13 protein-coding genes and 1 pseudogene are annotated in these 18,869 nt (G+C 34.8%); 1 reads left to right on the top strand and 13 read right to left on the bottom strand.

Annotated elements, in window-relative coordinates; genetic code table 11:
• Positions 1 to 3: 3 nt before the first annotated feature.
• From FYC62_RS17235 to FYC62_RS04230, 7 genes and pseudogenes are all read right to left on the bottom strand, one after another.
• Positions 4 to 678 carry a beta-xylosidase family glycoside hydrolase gene (locus FYC62_RS17235; protein WP_240534875.1) on the bottom strand — a complete coding sequence of 225 codons (675 nt, stop codon included), beginning with the start codon at positions 676 to 678 and terminating at the stop codon, positions 4 to 6.
• A 63-nt stretch (positions 679 to 741) separates the two neighbouring features.
• Positions 742 to 1,598, bottom strand: a pseudogene (locus FYC62_RS17230) (family 43 glycosylhydrolase); the annotation flags it as partial.
• A 51-nt stretch (positions 1,599 to 1,649) separates the two neighbouring features.
• On the bottom strand, positions 1,650 to 3,278 hold the full coding sequence (locus FYC62_RS04250) for a sulfatase family protein (protein ID WP_149074050.1): 1,629 nt from the start codon (positions 3,276 to 3,278) through the stop codon (positions 1,650 to 1,652).
• A 17-nt stretch (positions 3,279 to 3,295) separates the two neighbouring features.
• Entirely contained in the window at positions 3,296 to 4,864 is a 1,569-nt protein-coding gene (locus tag FYC62_RS04245) for a glycoside hydrolase family 43 protein (protein ID WP_039453260.1), read from the bottom strand.
• Between the two features lie 61 nt (positions 4,865 to 4,925).
• The gene (locus tag FYC62_RS04240) at positions 4,926 to 5,717 is read right to left on the bottom strand and encodes a DUF1961 family protein (RefSeq protein WP_039453196.1); all 792 of its coding nucleotides are present in this window, start codon (positions 5,715 to 5,717) and stop codon (positions 4,926 to 4,928) included.
• An 11-nt stretch (positions 5,718 to 5,728) separates the two neighbouring features.
• Positions 5,729 to 7,168 (bottom strand): sulfatase, encoded by a 1,440-nt coding sequence (locus FYC62_RS04235; RefSeq protein WP_168199380.1) that lies wholly within the window; start codon positions 7,166 to 7,168, stop codon positions 5,729 to 5,731.
• 57 nt (positions 7,169 to 7,225) lie between these two features.
• Complete coding sequence (locus FYC62_RS04230) at positions 7,226 to 8,110, bottom strand: AraC family transcriptional regulator (protein WP_317131515.1); 885 nt, start codon at positions 8,108 to 8,110, stop codon at positions 7,226 to 7,228.
• A 356-nt stretch (positions 8,111 to 8,466) separates the two neighbouring features.
• On the opposite strand from FYC62_RS04230, the gene FYC62_RS04225 reads away from it, so the two are divergent.
• Positions 8,467 to 9,063: an RNA polymerase sigma-70 factor gene (locus tag FYC62_RS04225; protein WP_149074048.1), complete on the top strand. Its 597-nt coding sequence runs from the start codon at positions 8,467 to 8,469 to the stop codon at positions 9,061 to 9,063.
• A 4-nt stretch (positions 9,064 to 9,067) separates the two neighbouring features.
• Here the strand turns inward: FYC62_RS04225 and FYC62_RS04220 are convergent, their stop codons facing one another.
• From FYC62_RS04220 to FYC62_RS04195, 6 genes are all read right to left on the bottom strand, one after another.
• Positions 9,068 to 10,585: a DUF4955 domain-containing protein gene (locus tag FYC62_RS04220; RefSeq protein ID WP_149074047.1), complete on the bottom strand. Its 1,518-nt coding sequence runs from the start codon at positions 10,583 to 10,585 to the stop codon at positions 9,068 to 9,070.
• Between the two features lie 13 nt (positions 10,586 to 10,598).
• Positions 10,599 to 11,462, bottom strand: coding sequence for a hypothetical protein (locus tag FYC62_RS04215; RefSeq protein WP_149074046.1), 864 nt, complete (start codon positions 11,460 to 11,462; stop codon positions 10,599 to 10,601).
• Positions 11,463 to 11,534: 72 nt separating this feature from the next.
• Entirely contained in the window at positions 11,535 to 12,389 is an 855-nt protein-coding gene (locus FYC62_RS04210) for a polysaccharide lyase (protein ID WP_240534812.1), read from the bottom strand.
• 233 nt (positions 12,390 to 12,622) lie between these two features.
• A complete protein-coding gene (locus tag FYC62_RS04205) occupies positions 12,623 to 14,215 on the bottom strand; it encodes a RagB/SusD family nutrient uptake outer membrane protein (protein WP_149074045.1) in 1,593 nt (530 codons plus the stop codon).
• 1 nt (position 14,216) lies between these two features.
• Complete coding sequence (locus FYC62_RS04200; RefSeq protein WP_149074044.1) at positions 14,217 to 17,660, bottom strand: TonB-dependent receptor; 3,444 nt, start codon at positions 17,658 to 17,660, stop codon at positions 14,217 to 14,219.
• Positions 17,661 to 17,716: 56 nt separating this feature from the next.
• Positions 17,717 to 18,859 (bottom strand): FecR family protein, encoded by a 1,143-nt coding sequence (locus FYC62_RS04195; RefSeq protein ID WP_149074043.1) that lies wholly within the window; start codon positions 18,857 to 18,859, stop codon positions 17,717 to 17,719.
• Positions 18,860 to 18,869 lie beyond the last annotated feature (10 nt).

Below are 18,869 nucleotides of genomic sequence, written 5' to 3'. Positions count from 1 at the left end.
GGATTATTTTATTTGCTGATAGTTTAACCAATCATAAAATGCTTTATTTTTTGATGATAAACCATTTGATGAGGCATATAAACCTATATATGTTCCGGTAAATCCTCCGGTATTTACCCTACTTAACGTTCTGCCATCAACATTTTCTTTTAGAAAAACGGTTTTATCGTTTTGCTTTACATAAAAAAAGTAATCCTGACCGATAGCTTTAACACCTATAACAAGCTCTCCTTTTAAAACTTCTTGCTTAGCCAAAAGTTCCTCTTTTCCAGCATGTCTTCTGATGAGTTTTAGATAAAGCTTGCTGTTTTCTAATATCTTTTCTATCCTGAAATGGAAATTATTGTTCATCATGACTACCAAACCAGCACTTTCGTGTGCTGCTTTAGGCTCAAAAAGCATTTTTGTTTCTGCAAAGAAAGAGGTGTCTTGCTGTCTTCTTCCAATAAAAGAAGGTTGAGCGATATCAACTAAAGATTGCGGCCTTAACTGTAAAGCTAAATAGCCTTTCTTGTCTGTTAAAGACCAAAATTTAGCTCTAGGCGTACGTAAAAAATTCCAATAGTAATGTAAGCTATCACTATTAAAATCATCAAAAGTATTTTCTTTTTTAGCTGTGAAGGCTGGTAAATTAGGTTTTCTTTCTTCAAGTAAGACTTTACCAACTCCTATATTCACAACAGGCCAATCTTCTTGCCAGTTAATGGGCGTAAGAAATGTTTCTCTGCCCAAATTATAATGAAAACCGCCGTAGGTTCTAACGCCTAGTAACACCATCCACCACTCGCCCTGCTGTGTTTCTACCAAATCTGCATGCCCTATACAAGCTACAGGATATTGCTTACCTAAATGACGATGTGTAATGATAGGATTTTTCTTATTTCCTTCATAAGGCCCAAGTGGATTTTACTTCTAAAAATGGTTACCGCATGGTCTATTCCAGTGCCTCCCTCGGCAATCATGATATAATAATAACCGTCCTTTTTATACATGTGCGGAGACTCTGCCACTACTGCTTGATGTAAAGCACCTTCTTCTACAGCAACGGTAACTTTACCCACCAATTGTTTCTTTGCGGTATCTAATTCTTGAATCCAAATTTGTCTGTACTTAGAACCAGTTGGTTTATCATCAGGAGTTCTGTTTCCTGTATAATATACTTTTCCATCATCATCAAAAAACAAAGATGGATCTATACCTGGTGCATCTTTTAACCAATTAGGCTCAGACCAAGGACCAGCAGGAGATTTTGCTGTTACATAAAAATTTGTCCCTGTATTGTTTTTATTGGTAATTAAGGTGGTTATCATGTAGAAAGTTCCTTTATGATAACGTATGGTAGGTGCAAAAATCCCCCCAGAGGGATGAATTTTATCTAAATTTAATTGAGATGGCCTATCTAAAACATGACCAATTTGCTGCCAATTCACTAAATCTTTACTGTGAAAAATGGGCACTCCTGGAAAATACTCAAAACTTGAGGTAACCATATAATAGTCGTCTCCCACCCTACAAATTGATGGGTCCGGATAAAAACCTTTTAAAATAGGATTTTGAAAAGTAGATTTAGCTTGAGCATGTACCAAACTATTGTTCATCATCAATACCAAAACGGCACTATATAAAAATGCTATAAAACGCTTCATATATTATTTATTTGTGGTAATCATTATTTCTTCACTCTCTTTGTAACCATAGCGAATGGCTTTAGCATACACTTTAACACCTTTCTTTACTGTTATAGGCTGATGATATAATTCCCATGAACCAGAATCTCCTATTTTATAGCCTATAGAAGCTCCGTTTGTAGGGCTACTTAAAGCAATTTGAGTTTCTTTATTTTGCTGTATGATTTGTGCAACTGGTTTAGCTGTGATAGGTTGTATACCGCCCGACCACATCAAACGCACCATATCTTTTTCAGACATGAAGCCCTTATCCTTAATTTGTAAAGACCAATTATTTTGTATTGCTCTTAGCTCTTGCAATTTTGCAGCGTATGCAGGGTTTTGAGCTAGATTATTCAATTCGAAAGGGTCTTTTTCTACGTCATAAAGTTCTTCTACAGGCTTACTTTTAAACCATCTGCTTTGGATGCTATCTAGTTTTTGCTGGTCTTTTAATTTTAGTATTTCTGCCATTAAAGGCATTTGCTTACGAAAACCAACATCCATATAGTTCAATTTTTCTGGTTGGTAGTTACGGATATATTGAAATTTGCTATCCCTTACAGTTCTAACTAAATCATAATGTTCATCCAATCTATCTCTAGCTGCAAATATGTATTGCCTTGGACTTTCAGCTTTTTGATTTCCTAGAAATGCTTGTCCGTTAAAATGCTTAGGCAGCGGAATATTGGCTAAGGAAAGAACGGTTGGTGCTAAATCCATAAAACTTAGCAACTGGTTATTGGTTGTTTTGGCCAGCTGACCATCAGGAAATCTCACCATAAAAGGCACATGTAAACCTCTTTCATAAATTTCTCTTTTGTACCAAGGTAAAGCAGCACCATGGTCGCTAAAGAAGAAAACAATGGTATTTTCTGCCAAGCCATCATCTTCTAACTGTTTTAAAATGCTACCTGCAATGCTATCCATCAGCATAATATTATCGTAATAACGAGCTATATCATTTCTAATAATATCACTCTCAGGATAATAAGGTGGTAATTTTATGTCTTTAGGATTTACTCGTAAAGGTCTGTTCGCATTTTTCCATATCATAGATTCATGCGTTTCATTGATGTTAAAAACAGCAAAAAAAGGCTTGTCTTTTGGTCTGTTACGCCAATGCGCATCTTTACTACAATCATCCCAAACGGTAAAAGGCTCCCCTATTTGATAATCTGTTTTTTGATTATTGGTACAGTAATAACCTGCGGCTCTTAAATACTCTGGAAAAGCTTTTACCTCTGGCGGTGTTACAGCTTGGTAACTTGGTATAGTTGGGTCTTTTTCGCCACCAGTACCTGTTCTCATGTGCTGGGTGCCAATAGCTGGAGGGTACATACCTGTAATAATACCAGACCGACTTGGAGCGCAAACACCAGCTACCGAATACATACGAGTATATTTTACAGCTTGTTGAGCAAACTTGCTTAAATGCGGTGTTTGGATAGTAGAATCTCCATACATGGGTAAATTAGCACTCATATCCTCACAGGTAATCCATAAAATATTAGGACGCTTTACTTTTTCCTGTGCTTTAAGAAATTGGTTTGATAGCAAAGTAAAACCGATACTTAGCATCAAAATGTATCTTATATTTTTATTAAGCATGATTACAGAAATAAAAATTATAACCCTTTATATTCAAACCAATCAAAATCAGCATAATTGCTTGATGCTATACCTTTAGAACTGGCATATAAACCAATATAAACTCCAGTGAAACCACCTGCATTTACTACGCTTAGTATCCTACCATCTGCTTTTATAGCTAAGTTTTGTTTCTTTCCGTTTTGTTTGATGTAGAAGTCTAAATCTTGTCCTTTAGCATTTATCCCCATCACTAAATCGCCTTTCTCTATAGCTATGGTATTTACTACCTCATCCACACCTTTAAACCTTTTAATTAGTTGTACATGAGGTTTTCCTTTTTGTAATATCTTCTCTAAACGATATTGAAAATTGCCATTCATCATCAAAACCATTCCGGCAAGCTCATTTTCTTTTTTGGGATTAAACTGCAAAGATGTTTCGGCTGTAAAAGAGCTATCTTGTTGTCTTCTTCCAACAAAAGATGGTGCTGCTAACTCAGAAACTTGTGCTTTTCCTAATTGCAGTCTTAAAAAACCTTTTCTTTTAGATAGCGACCAAAAATCTGTTCTGGGTGTTCTTAAAAAATTCCAGTAATGAAAAAGGGTATCGGATGAAAAATCATCTCTTAAATTCTCTTGCGTGATGTTAAATTCTGGTAAGTTAGGCTTCAATTGCTGAGCTAAAACTTTACCTTCTCCAGGGTTAACAATAGGCCAACCATCTTGCCACTCTATTTTAGCTAAAAAGGTTTCTCTGCCTAAATTATAGTGCAAGCCACCGTATTTTCTTATCCCAAGTAAAACCATCCACCATTCGCCATTTTGGGTATCAACAAAATCAGCATGACCGGTTGCGGTTATAGGATAATTTACGCCTAAATGGCGATGTGTAAGAATTGGGTTCTTCTTATTCCCTTCGTAAGGACCACTAATGTTTTTACTTCTAAAAATGGTAACGGCATGGTTATCGGCTGTGCCGCCCTCGGCTATTACCAAATAATAGTAACCATCTTTTTTATAGATATGCGGAGCTTCAGCATTATGCGCACCATGTAAAGCACCTTCTTCCAAGATGATACTACGCTCGCCAACAAATGTTCTCGTTTTTAAATCAACCTCTTGTAACCAGATTTGTCTGTAACGCGTTTCCTGAGCTTGATTAATAGGTTTTTTATTTCCGGTATAATATACTTTTCCATCGTCATCAAAAAACAAAGATGGATCTATACCTATGGCTTCTTTAGGCAACCATTGTGGGTCTGACCATGGCCCTGCCGGAGATTTTGCTGTTACGAAAAAATTACCGCCTTGCTTAGTCCCTATCAAAGTAGTAATCATATAAAAAGTTCCATTATGATACCTAATAGTAGGTGCGTAAATACCTCCTGATATCCTTACGCTATCTAAATTAAGTTGTGATGGTCTGCTTAAAACATGTCCAATCTGGTTCCAATTCACTAAGTCTTTACTATGAAAAATAGGCACACCCGGAAAGTACTCAAATGTTGAGGTTACCATATAATAATCGCTTCCAACACGACAAATAGACGGATCTGGATAAAAGCCTTTGAGGATAGGATTTTGATAATAATTTTGACTATGCAAACGTTGGCACAACCCGATCATAAAAACACTCAATAACAAACTAAATACTAATTTCTTCATATTAATTATGGGTATAGATTTTAAAATTTTTGTACAAAGAAGATCTGGTATACATATGCCTTAGCCCAACTCTTCCCTCTGTAATGTTTGCTGCAGATGATATATCCCAGCTGTATAATTTCTCTTGACCATCTCCTTTTACATGAAAATAAAACTGTTTAGCCTTCTTGATGATGGTAATTTGATATTCTTTGCCAGGCACAAACAAGCCGGTATCAAAATAAGAAGGCCCTATTTCTGTAGTTTTAGAGAAGTTTGCTTTTGGGGCTACCGGATATTTCCTTAAACGGATATAATCTTGTCCTTTGGGTAAATCATCATCATAAGCTGCATAGCTGATGTGTAAAGCATTCATGTATTTGAAATAGGAAGACATGTAAGGTATCATCCTTAAATTGCTCCATGTAGAAATATCTTTGTGGTAAGGTTTTTCTCCAATACCGGTAGCATGAATGTAAACAATGTTGACCCAGTTTTGCCTTGTATCTGTACGGGTATAATGGTAAGTCATCTTGATATCGCCTGAGAATGATTTTTTTGTCCATAAAACGGCATGACAGGCATCATCACCATCCACATCTCCAGCGCTAAATAATAAACCACGCTCAGAGTTTTCAATTTTTGCCCTTAGGCCATCTAAGAACCAGTTTTTTTGCCATGCTTTTGTTCCATCATCCTGAAAAGATAACTTCCAGCCTTGCAAATCATTAACATTTTTAAACTCTGCTTGAGCCAAATCTTGCGCAAAAGCAGTATTTAAAATAATTAAGAGATATAATATCCAATACTTCAATAGATTATAATTTAAGGTTTTTTAGATTTAAAATAAGCATTACCCTCCATGACAGAGTTAGGCGCATAAGGCGCTGTTTTAGCAGGTGCCAACTTCCTGAAAGTATTTAATAAAACAGATTCTTTTAAGTCTGATGCTTTATTTTTCCATTCTTGTGGGTCTTTCTCTAAATCATAAAACTCTTCTGAAAGGTCTTCATATTTGATGTAATGATATTTATTTTTGTACACAGATACATTGTTAGCTCCATAAAAGGAATAAACCGGATAATCCCAATGCTTGACCTGGTTTCTTAAAAGCGGAGCCAAACTTCTACCCTCATTTTGTTTGTTTTTAGGTAAGCCGCTTAAATCAACCAAAGTTGGATAAATATCAATTAAGCCTACCGGGTTAGCATTTACCTTATTTTGCTGTAAACCTGGCCCACTAATAATGAGCGGAACATGAGCAGAACGTTCCCATAAAGAATGTTTAGCAAATCTGTTTTTCTCGCCTAAATGGTAACCGTGATCAGAAATTAATACGATGTAGGTATTATCCTTATAAGCCGATTTTTCTAAAGCATTAAGCACTTTACCAACTTGAGCATCTACAAAAGCAATACAAGCTAGGTAAGCTTGTACCATATCTTTCCAATTATTTTTATTGATGGCCCATTCTGTAGTTGGCATTTCTAGAACTTCAGTAATAGATTTTCCTATTTGTGGAATGTCATCCATATCGTTTTTAAGATATGGAGGCATTTGCGTTGGCGAGTTCTTCACCAAATCGAACCATTTTTGAGGTACATACCAAGGCACATGTGGTCTTATAAAACCTACGGCCATAAAAAATGGCTTTTCATGCTTTTTAGCAAATTGGCTAGCCACCCAGTTGGCATATTTATAATCGGGCATTTGCTCATCTTTCTCTGGAAAAGCAGCCCAATCTGTTTGTGTTCCTTTTTGTCCGAACCAAGCAGGGTCGTAATTGACACGTTTTTCTGGCAAGGGCCCATAAACTTCAAACTTACCACCATACTCATCAAAAGCTTGAATACCTTCTCCGTTATGAAAAATCTTTCCTACTCCTAAAGTTTTATATCCGTTTTTAGAGAAATAATTAGGTAAAAAATCAACCTGAAATTTATCATTGAGGTATTGCTTAAGATCGGTATCTTTTATTTGAAGGTAAACACCTGTTTTAGATGGTAATAGACCTGATAAAAAAGAAGCCCTTGAAGGGCCGCAAAGTGGCGCCTGACTGTAAGCTTTCTCAAAATAAGTTCCTGATTGGGCTAGTCTATCTATATTGGGTGTTTTAACTCCTGGGAATTTCTTGGAGATGGAAACCCAATCGTTTAAATCATCAATAATTAAAAATAACACATTGGGCTTTTCTTGAGACCAAGCAAGCTGGCAAATAAAAACTAAACAAATGGTAAAAATAGTTCTTAGCTGTTTAATACTCAAATTGCCTCGTTTTTGATACTTTTTAATCATTATAAGATATAAATTGGTTAGTCTGAATTAGGCCGCGGGTTGTCTTTGGTTAAATTCTTTTTTATAACTCAAAGGGCTTAAACCTGTAATGATTTTGAAATATTTATGGAAACTGGCAAAATTATTAAAGCCACTTTCATAGCACAATTCTTTTATACTTAAATCATTATCCATTAATAGTTTACAAGCTTGCCCAACTTTTACTTCTAGTAAAAACTGAGAATAGGTTTTCTTGGTTCTTGATTTGAAATATCGGCAAAAAGAATGAGGACTTATATGTGCTATTTTAGCTATTTCATCCAATTGGATTTTCTTTTTAAAATTGGCTAAGGTATACTCGTAAATTAAGGTCATTCTATGGTTTTCGAAATCTTTAACTTCATTATTAAAACCTATAGAAGATAGTAAACAAACATCCTCAGCTGCTTTTGCTATAATTTGCAAGATAGAAATGAGTAATAATATTCTTTCTGGCCCTTCAGCATCAACCAATTTATCTAAATAACCTGCTACTTTAATTTTTGTTAACCCTTGAATTTGTATACCACGTTTAGATTGCTCTAATAAATCTCGGATGATTTTGTTCTCTGGCAAGTTCAAGAAAGATGCTCCCCAGAAATTCTCATGGAATTGTATAACCCTTGATTCTGTTAATGATTTCCCTGACTCTTGCACATAAGGTTCATCATATTTTAAATTATGAGGTAAACCAGAGCCAATTAAAAATATATCACCGGCATCAAATCTTTTGATGCTATCGCCAATAAGTTGTGTGCCCTTACCTTTAACAATTTGAATAAGTTCAATCTCTGCATGATAATGCAACTTATCAATATTGGGTAACAAATCCTGCCTTACGGTAAAAGAATGCACCGGTCCTGAAGTAACTTTTAATAATTGTGGTCTCATCATCAACTTAATTAAATCAGTTAAAAAATTATAAAATCAACAAAGACAATAGTGAAACAAAATTTACCTTTAAGTAAATTATCATCATTCTACTATTTCATCAAACAGAAGTATTATCTTTAGTTTAATTGGTTTTACAGTTTAAGCCTTGAGTTGGGCTTCTTACTAAACTTATAGAGACTTAAAGAGCTTTGCACACACATAAAAATTTTAAATTTTTTTAAGACTTTATATTTTACTTTATTTGGATGCCAATTAAAACTTTAGCAGAGATAAATACCTGTAAGACTTTAAAATGTCTTATAGTAACATCATTGATTTTAAATATTAGATGATTAAGAGCTTACAAGCTAAAAGCAATGCTAGGATACGATAAACTGACGGATAACGAATTATGGAAACTTATAAAACAGCATGATCAAAAGGCTTTTAGAGCTTTGTTTGACATGTATTGGTCTAAAGTTTTTACTACAGCTTTCAGGTATTTAAAGGATAAAGATGCTTGTACAGAAATTGTGAATGATTTATTTCTGAACATCTGGAACAAGAGAGAACAGCTAGAAATAGAATCTTTACAAGCTTATTTAACAAGTTCTGCAAGATATCATGTTTATAAAAAATTAAAGGCTATAAAAACATCTCCGTTAGAGTTGGTAGAAAATTACGACCTGCTTGATGATAAAGCTGATAACGCCAACCCCATAGACGATAAAATAAAGTATTTAGACCTTGAGAACCGAATAGATAGCTATTTAACCGCCTTACCTAAAAGATGTAGGGAAATATTTATCATGAGTAGAAAAGAAAATCTCTCTAATGATGAAATTGCCCAAAAGCTAAATATTTCTAAACGTACGGTAGAAAACCAGCTTACCCACGCTTTAAAACATTTAAGAAATGCTTTAAAAGATCTATCCATTATCCTGGTTTTACTCAGAATAATGGATAATTATTAGAAGATTATTTGCGTAATCTTAGCTCTAGTTGTGCTTCAAACAATGATTTTGGAAACACATTCTTCCCTTGAGATTCATTTACACCTATTTTTTCAAAAGTTACCGTGGTATTAGAGGTAAAACCTACCAAAATGGGTTGCGCTATGGTATTATTTCTTCTTCTGGTTTCATCCCAAAAATTATAATGCTGATTTTTCTCTGCCGAGTGGTTAAAATTCCAAAGCACTAAATCCTTACCATGATGTGGATAGCCAGGCTCCGGACCTCCTAAATTATAAAACACACCACCATCAATGGCATCAAACAAAGTTGCAATGGGTTGGCCCGAGTGGATATCAAAATTTTGATCTTTACCTAAAGTGCATTGTGTAATAACCGTATTTACCGCACTATAACCATTACCCGCACCATGATGTTGTGCGCCATTAAAAGAACAATTTTTAATTAAAATACCATAACCCGTTCTAGCATGAACAGAAGCATGTCCTTTTTTACCTCTAAAGTGGGTATTCAGCACACTTACCTGATAACCAGAGCGAATGTTTATCCCTTCATTCCAATCTTGAAAAACACAGTTTCTTACCCAGCTATTTTTCACAAACTCCATCCCTACGGCTTCATAAGCGTAATCATGAATTAAATCTTTATGATGAACAAATTCTTCTGGATAGCTTTTCCAATTACTGCTGAACAAAATATCCTCAATACCACATTCTTCTATAGATGGATAACTTAATAAATTCCAGCTTTTACCTTCAATCATTTTAATATCTAAATGGATAGGGTTTTTAAAGGTTAATTTGTTTCCTTCAATTTTAGTAATGGTATGGATTTCAAAAATCTGCATTCCACCATTATCCCCAAATAACCTTGTCCACTGTGGTTTTAAATTTAAAGGCGCAAAATATTGCTTGGTATAAGCCTCGCTCCTATGGTTAATCACCACATCTTGCCCAACTTTTAATTTCGAAGCATCAGCAACTACAACTTCAAAACTTGCTCTTTTAGCCTCATTTGTAATTTCTGTGATTCTGGCAGGCTTACTATCCTCGGGCTTAAAAACAAACTGACGGCCGTTGATTCTTTTATTTGCCTGATATATTTCTGTGCCATTAACCCCACTTCCTGCTCCTTTTAATATGATATGACTTTTACTTATTCTGATATGCTTGGTAGAATCTTCATCAGGAGCAATAAGGTATTTACCAGCAGGAAAAAACACGACAGCAGGTTTGTTATAAGCCTCAGCCGCTTTTATAGTTTTCTGGATAGCTTCATCATCAAATTTATCATCGTTAGGTAAAGCACCAAAATCTTTCACATTAAAGTATTTATGCTTGCTCACATCAGGAATATTTTTCTCAGAAAAATGGTATCCTGCAAAAGAAAAATCAGGTAAAACGGCTTCTTTACCTGTCTTTTTAGCATTTAAAAAATCTGTCCATAAGGGCGATACTTCTTGGGCATAAGTACTTCCTAAAGCGATTTGGATGAATGAGATAAGCGTAATTTTTTTAAACATTTTTAGGTTATTTTTAGAGTTTATATTGGATACCAATACCTAATGCAGCACTTTTTCTGGCAACATCTTGTAATTGGGTGTATGATTGCGTACCGTTAGCATAAAAAACCTCATCTATACCTTTTCCTGTATTCCAAAGTTGGAGTCTGAAATAAGCAAATGGATTAATCTTAGGATGGAAAAGAAATACAGCTTTAGTATCTCCAGATACTGCATAACCATTAGCATAGTGCTTAAAGCTATCAGGATGAGCAAAATTTTCTATTAAATTCCAATTAGCAACTGCCCTATATTTTAGTTGATGATAATGAAGAGTATGGTTAAGTTCTAAGCTTTTAAATAAAGAATATTTAAGATTTAAACCAGCCATTATACCATACCAATTAGTTTTATAGGTACTATTTAGGTTATTATCATCTTGTAAATAAAGTAGTTGCTGTGTTAATCCATAAGCCAGCATAGGTTGTAGCCTAAGTTTATGGAGATGTAATTGATAACTCAAGCCCAATAGAAAATTTCTACTGTAACCTTTGTTACTCTCTAAATCTGCCGAGAATGACGGGCTTGTACGGTTATCTTCTAAATAATCTGTATCATTTACTCGCCCATTAAGAATAAAGAACTGACCTAAATTAGCTTTTAGTGCAAACTTAGAACTGATAGGCAGGTGAATATCTAAGTTAAAGGCAGGGCCTTTTAGATTTCGCCAACTTACTTCTGATAAAATGTTAGGGTTTTGACCTTGACTATTACCAGCAATAGACCATTTAAAATTATCTGTTTGGTAAGCCGAAGAAAAATCTACTTCTATACGGTTTTGTGCATGCAAACCGCTCTTAAAGAAAATTAATAAAAGAAGTAGTTTAAGTGCTTTCATTTTTAAAATAGCCAGATTCTAAAATATCAGAATCTGGCTTTGATTAATTAACCTTTTAAAGTGATTGTGAAATTAGTTTATTTTAGTCCACGATAAATTATCGTAATAGATATAGCCTACGGTGCTAGATTCCCAATAAGAATCACTTCCTCCTCTAAATGAAGTAAAAGCCATGGTATTGATTAAACGTTTAGCATCATTGGTTGTCCATCTAATAGCATTATCTAAAATAGTTTCTCCTTCAACAGTAACTCTTATCCTACCATTTGTACTGGTTCCGGTATTACTTTTAACATAAATTTTAATGGTGTACCAAGTTCCTTTTTGTATACTTCCTGATGCTGGATAGGCTTTACCAAAATCATAGCCACAAGTACCCGGCATATCTTTGTAATAGATATAAGGTTTTAATCTTGTTACCCCATTATTATCTGTATACCACATCATTCTGGCACTTCCGCCGTTGCCATCATCAGCTTTATCGCATCCGGTATTACCTTCTCCAATTTTAAAACCAAAGCCTACTTTTCCGCCACGACTCCAATCAAACTGACTATGGAATTTTACATCATACTGTAGTTCATATTCGCTACCATCAGAAATATCAATATTTGATATCATACCTCCTGCACCGGAAAGCGCATTAGGTTCTAATTTTACACGGGCTGTACCAGAAGAAATATAGGCTCTAGCTTCATTCCAACCTGTTACGTTACCAAAATCTGCAACTGCTTCGGTATTTGTATAGGTTCCATCGCTTAGGTTGTTCCAATTTACGGTTCTGGTACTGTAAATAGCTCTTGCCTGTGTGGCTTCATTTTGTTCGCCAATAAGCGGTTGTAAATCATTTTCACATGCAGTGAATAGTCCTGCTATTAAAAGCAAAGACAAAGAAACCATGTTTCTTGGTTGATGTTTTTGAATCATTTTTCTAATTTTTAGGTTATAATTGGTTAATTAATCGCAATAAAACGGGTATTAAACCCATGAGAGCGTTTATTTAGATTAATAATTATAAGCCTAAATCTTGTTTATCATAGCGAGGAAGAAACATCTTCACTTTATTGAAACAGATTTACAATTGGTTAAATAAGCTATAAAATGATAGAGTGTATTTAGCTCTTAAACACACATAAAGTATAGGTATTTTTAGAAATAGTTTACCAGCCTGTATTTTGTATCATCAAGCTATTTAATGATATTTCTTGTGTAGGGATGGGGAAAAATAAATCACGATTACTGAAATTTTGATAAGATCTTAAAGTAGATACCCTACCAGAATAACCCAAAGCCGTATTTGAACCTGATGGTGCCGCTGTGGAGATGGTTGTAACCATTTGCTGCATGGTACTGATGAGTAAATTCCACCGTATTAAATCTAATTTCCGATGACCTTCAAAAGCCAATTCTCTAGCTCTTTCATCCTTTATCCAATTAAAGAAAGACGCCTTATTTAAACCTATAGGTAAATCTGCTACATTATTTTGCTCGGTAAATAACCTGTAAGCTCGTCTTCTAACTAAATTAACAGCTTGGTAAGCTGCTGGAGTTGGGCCATTAATTTCATTTTCAGCTTCTGCAAACATCAATAAAACATCGGCATATCTTAATAAAGGCCAATTGGTACCTCCAAAGTTTTTATTAAAGTCTTTGGTCTGATATTCTCTTCGCCATTTAGCTACATAACGGCCCCATCTATAGGTAGATGAGTAAAGTACTGCCGCATTATTTCTATCAAAATTAGGATAATAAAATGGTGCTATATTCCAATCTCTTCTTAAATCTCCGGCCGCATATAAATTATATAAAACACCAGTAGCTGTATAATTACCTTGCATAAACCCGGTTTTATCATCATTATTTCTGATACCAATGGTAGATCCAAAGCGTTCACCTTCATTTCTTTGTGAACCGTTATCTTGCTCAAATTCTACTTCCCAAATAGATTCTTTAATATCATAAACATCAGCACTGTGGTTGATAAAAATCTGTTTATAATCAGGATTTAGGCTATGAATACCAGACTCCATTACTTTTAAAGCCCAGGCTCTTGCTGTCTGATAATAAGAAGCATCTTGCAAACGCCCAGCCGCATGTAAACAAACTCTTGCTAAAATACCCGCTACAGCAGTTTTAGACACTCGCCCGGGATGGTTGAAACTCGTAATCTCATCAACCAAATCATAAGAATTGGTCATATCTAGAATAACGGCTTCGTAAACTTGTTTTGCTGGTGTTCTGGCTATATAAATTTGATTTAAAGAATTTGTTGAAGATAATTTCAAAGGCACATCACCCCAGTAAGACACCAAAATAAAATGATAATAAGCTCTTAAAAACAGAGCCTCTCCTTTTATCTTGTTTTTAATTTCCTGAGATGCTTGGGCTTTATTGATGTTTTCTAATAACAAATTGGCCCTTTGTATGCCAGAATAAAGCGTTGTCCAGCAATTGAAAAACCTATCATAAGAAGCACTGGCATTATAAGAATCAGCCGCAGCTTCTGTATTAGCGCCTCTTCTTAGTATCTCATCATTAGAAGATGGTGCTTCTAATGATAAAAACCTTGAATAAGTACCTTCATTTGTGCTTCCCAACTCAGAGTAAACAGCCATTAAAGCTGCTGTTAATTCTTGTTCGTTATTATAAAAAGTCTCTGGTGTGGCAAAGTTAATAGGCTTTGTTTCTAGATAATTCTCGCAAGAACTATGTAGCACTAAAAACAAAAACGCTATGGATGTTAGACTTTTCATATCAAAAAGAAATATCTAAACCTAATGTTACCACCTTTGCCCGTGGATATGCAGAATAATCTAAGCCAGGAGTTAAGGCAGAATCAAATACTGAAACTTCTGGGTCGTTACCCGAATATTTTGTCAATGTAATTAGGTTTTGAGCAGCTACATAAACTCTTAAATTGGCTATTGCTAAGCGCTGCAATAATTTATTTTCTACTTTATAACCTAAATTTATGGTTTTTAATCTAATAAAAGAACCATCTTCTATAACTCTTGATGAATATACTGATGGACCCCATCCTCTTGTTCTAAAATACTGGTTTGATGGATTTTCTGGTGTCCAGCGGTTCTGGTAGCTTGCAAATTGATTAGCTCCCAATGTAGTTGTACCACCTTCCATCAAATATCTATTTACATTCATGACCTCATTACCATAAACAAACTGCAAGAAAACATGTACATCAAAATTTCTAAAGCTGAGGTTATTGGCTAAACCTCCGTAAAACTTAGGGTTTGGATTACCAATTTCTGTTCTGTCTTGCATATCTACAACCTTATCGTCATTAATATCTTTATACTTGATATCGCCTGGCTGTATATTTTGTCTAGGATTACCATTATTGGGGATATCTGCTTTTAGCACATAAGTACCGGTAGCTGTTCTATCAAAATCCTCAAACTGATAAACACCATCCCAAATAAAACCATAAAACATAGCTACTGGCCTACCAATACTGGCTATATAAGCCGGGTTTTGCGCATAATCATTTCCAGAGTTCCACCTTACAGTACTTAACAACTCCTTTTGATTTTGAGCCAAGCCAACCAATTTTGTTCTATTGAAAGATATGTTGAAAGATGTACTCCACTTCACTTTATCATTCCTGATATTAAAAGATTGCAAGGTGAGCTCTAAACCCTTATTTTCTACCGCACCTATGTTTTGAAAAACATTACTAAAGCCACTTGATGTTGGTAGCTGTGCATTTAATAATAAATCGTTTGTTTTCTTCTTGTAGATATCTGCGGTTAAAGTAAAACGCTGATTAAGAAAGCCTATATCTAATCCAAAATCTAATTCTGCGGTACTTTCCCACTTCAAATCGGGGTTACTTAAATTAGAAACAAATGCACCACTTATAAATGTTCCGCCTGGCATATAAGAATTATTTCCCCCTTGGTTGATAGCGCCATAATAAGCATATTCGCTAATTCTATTATTCCCCGTTAGGCCGTAGCTTAGCCTTAATTTGGTTTCTGATAGAAAATGGGCACCTTGCATAAACTTTTCCTGTGCTACATTCCAAGCAAAAGAACCTGATGGAAAATAGCCCCATTGGTTATTACCTGTAAATTTTGATGAACCATCTGCTCTTAAAGTAGCCGTAAATAAGTATTTAGATTTATAATTATAATTCAACCTGCTTAAAAAAGAAAGTAACCTGTTTTCTGAGTTTTGAGGCTGAATAACCACGGGTACACCCTGCGCTAAACCTCCAAGTCCTAAAGCTTCATTGGGTATCCGAATAGCGCCAGAACCATAATAGGCAAACTTATTCTCCTGAATAGTAAAACCAGAAAGTACCGTAAAAAAGTGCTTTTTATCGATTGATTTTTGATAAGTTAAAGTGTTCTCGTTTATCAAATTACTCAACTCTGTAAAGGTAATAGAACCATTTACACCACGCTGCCCAAGTGAGCTAGACGTATTTCCTTGTCTGGTTTTAGAATTGTTAAATTCATCATTCCTTAGCTTACTTAAGTTTAAACCTGCTGTAATTCTCAATTTTAAAGACTTACTAATATCATAAATACCATAAACATTTGAAGTTAACAAGCTATTAACACGGTCTCTAAGTTCGTTTGTAGCAGTAAGCACCGGGTTCCATTGGTAATTTGTTGCAGATGCTACTGCGGGGTCTTGCGCATTACTTAAAAGCTCATCTAAAGAAAAGTTACCCGCAATAGGTCTATACTGCCAAGTATTGATTAAGATATTAAAGAAAGTATTTCTACTTCCTGTAAAAATTGTTCCGTAGCTTTTTAAACCACTCATATTAGCATTAACACCAACTTTAAAGCGCTTGGTTAAGGCCTGTTCTATAACCAATCTGGCTTGGTAGCGTTTAAAACCAGATGCTATTACCGTACCTTTTTGATCAAATACCGAGCTTGAAAAAGCATAATTATTATCCTTATTGCCGCCTCTAACAGCAAAATAAGAACTTAACATAGGTGCTTCTCTAAAAAGTTCATCCTGCCAATTGATACCTTTTTCATCTCTATAACTTTCTAAAGTTTTACCATCTTGTAGATAGATACTTGCAGCTCTGGCCGAATCTAGTTCTAATTGATATTTAACAAACTCAAATGGCTGCATGAGTTCTATTTGTGAGGTATTCCCTTGTAAGCCGTAATAATTATTAAAAGAAAAGACCGATTTACCTTTTATCCCTTTCTTAGTACTTACAATTACAACTCCATTAGCCCCTCTGGCTCCATAAATGGCTGTTGAGGAAGCATCTTTTAAAACTTCTATGGAAGAAATATCATCCGGATGGATAGCATTGATGTTATAATCTTCAATAGGAAATCCATCAATCACGTAAAGTGGAGAATTATCTTGTGTTACCGAGTTCCCACCTCTTACGATAATGGTGGGGACTGCACCAGGTTGACCATCTGGAGAGGTAACTTGTACGCCAGCAATACGTCCGGCAAAGGCATCATCAAAAGATTTCACTGGAGCCTTGGCAAGGTCTTTCATATTAACCTCCCCAACCGAGCCTGTTAAATCTCTTTTATTAACCTCGCCATAACCTACAATGATAATTTCCTCGAGTATTTTAAGGTCTGGCTTTAATTGTACATCTATATTAAAATCATCTTGAATAACGAGTTCTTGCTTTTGGTAGCCTAGCGCTTCAATACTTAATATTTGGTCTCTTACATCAGTTAAAACAAGTTTATATTTTCCTTCTTGGTCTGTTAAGGTATTGATATTTTTACTTTTGATGCTGATTCTGGCACCAGGATATCCAATACCTTTTTCATCTGTAACCAAACCATTAATAACTGTTAGTTCTTGCTCGCTTATTTCTTTTTCTTTTAGAATGATATTTTGCTTAACAATGGTATAGCTAAGAGGCTGATTTCTAAAAACCAAATCCAAGACTTCGCCAATCTCGGCATTTTTAATTTTGATAGCTACAGGCTTACCTTTTTCAAGAATAATGGTATTAAAAACGAAGCGGTAAGGAGTTTGCTGCTCTATAAGCTGGAAAATACTTTCTAAGGAAGCTTTTTTTTCAGACAAAGAGATTTTCTGGGCATAAGTCTTTGTTGTTGCTAACAAAAAGAATAATACCGCAATCATCATCCGCACAAATGCAGAACTTATAAAAAATTTAAACGAGCCAAAAAGTTTACTAAAGCGGTCGCCATCTCTTAAGTAATTCACGAAATAAGACCTTTTATTTTAATTGGTTAATAGCAATTGTATTACAGCAAGATACGCTATTTTACAATAACTTTCCTACCTTCTACCTTAAATTTTATGGTTCCGGTAAGTTCAAGGGTCTTTAATACTTCAGAAAGGTTTTCTTCTCTAGAAATTGTGCCAACAAAGGTTTTCTGATCCATATTACCTTCATAAACAATCTCTACATCGTACCATCTTGCTATTTTATTCATGATGGTTTTAATATGCTCTTTGTTAAAAATAAATAAACCGTTTTTCCATGCTAAAGCTTCTTTAACATTAGCTTTTTGCACTGTTAAATCTGATGAAGACAAAGTAGCTTGTTCTCCTGGAGATAAAATAAAACCCTTCTCTTGGGTCTGATTAACTTTTACAGCACCTTCAATTAAAGTTGTTTTAAAATCTTCGTTGTTATAGGCTTGTATGTTAAAGTGAGTGCCTAGTACCTCTACATTCATTTTTTGATTGTTAGAAGCATCTTTAACCAAGACTTTAAAAGGCTTATTTTTATTTTTAGCTACCTCAAAATAGGCTTCACCACTAAGTTCTACAACTCTTTGGTCATCATTAAAAACAGTAGGAAAACGTAAAGATGAAGCAGCATTTAACCAAACTTTAGTACCGTCTTCTAATTCAACCTTATATTGTCCACCTCTTGGCGTATAAATAATATTAAAAGCAGTTTTATCAGTTCTATCGCTACCTCTGTAACTTATTAAATTATCCTCTTTATTGATTTTTGCATTTCCATCGTATTTCACAAAACCATCTTTAGTTTCATTTAAAACAACTTCAGAACCGTCAGATAGCTTTAAAATAGCGCCATCTTTACCGGGATTTATCTCTTCTTGGATGGTAGATTTTTTCGCGATTTGGTTCTCATTTAAATTTTTATCCTGAGATTGGAAATAATAAAACAAAGAAAATACAGCTAATAATATAGAAGCTGCCGCCAACCAGGTAAAGTTTCTCTTAGCAGAAGTCTTATGAATATTTTTTGAAATTTGCTGGTAAATTTCAGCCTGAACATCGGCTTTAACACCCATTTTCTCATCATCCCACTGGTATTCTGCTAATTCAAAATCATCATGATAATTTAACAGGCTACGTTCTTCATGCTCAGTAAGCTTTCCCTCCTGATATTTTTCATAAAGCTTGATGTACTCTTCTTGTGTCATTAAAATAATA

The sequence above is a fragment of the Pedobacter aquae genome (assembly GCF_008195825.1).
In the GTDB taxonomy this organism is placed as follows: domain Bacteria; phylum Bacteroidota; class Bacteroidia; order Sphingobacteriales; family Sphingobacteriaceae; genus Pseudopedobacter; species Pseudopedobacter aquae.
Note: the sequence above shows the minus strand (reverse complement) of the source record. Positions and strands in the feature narration are given on the sequence as shown.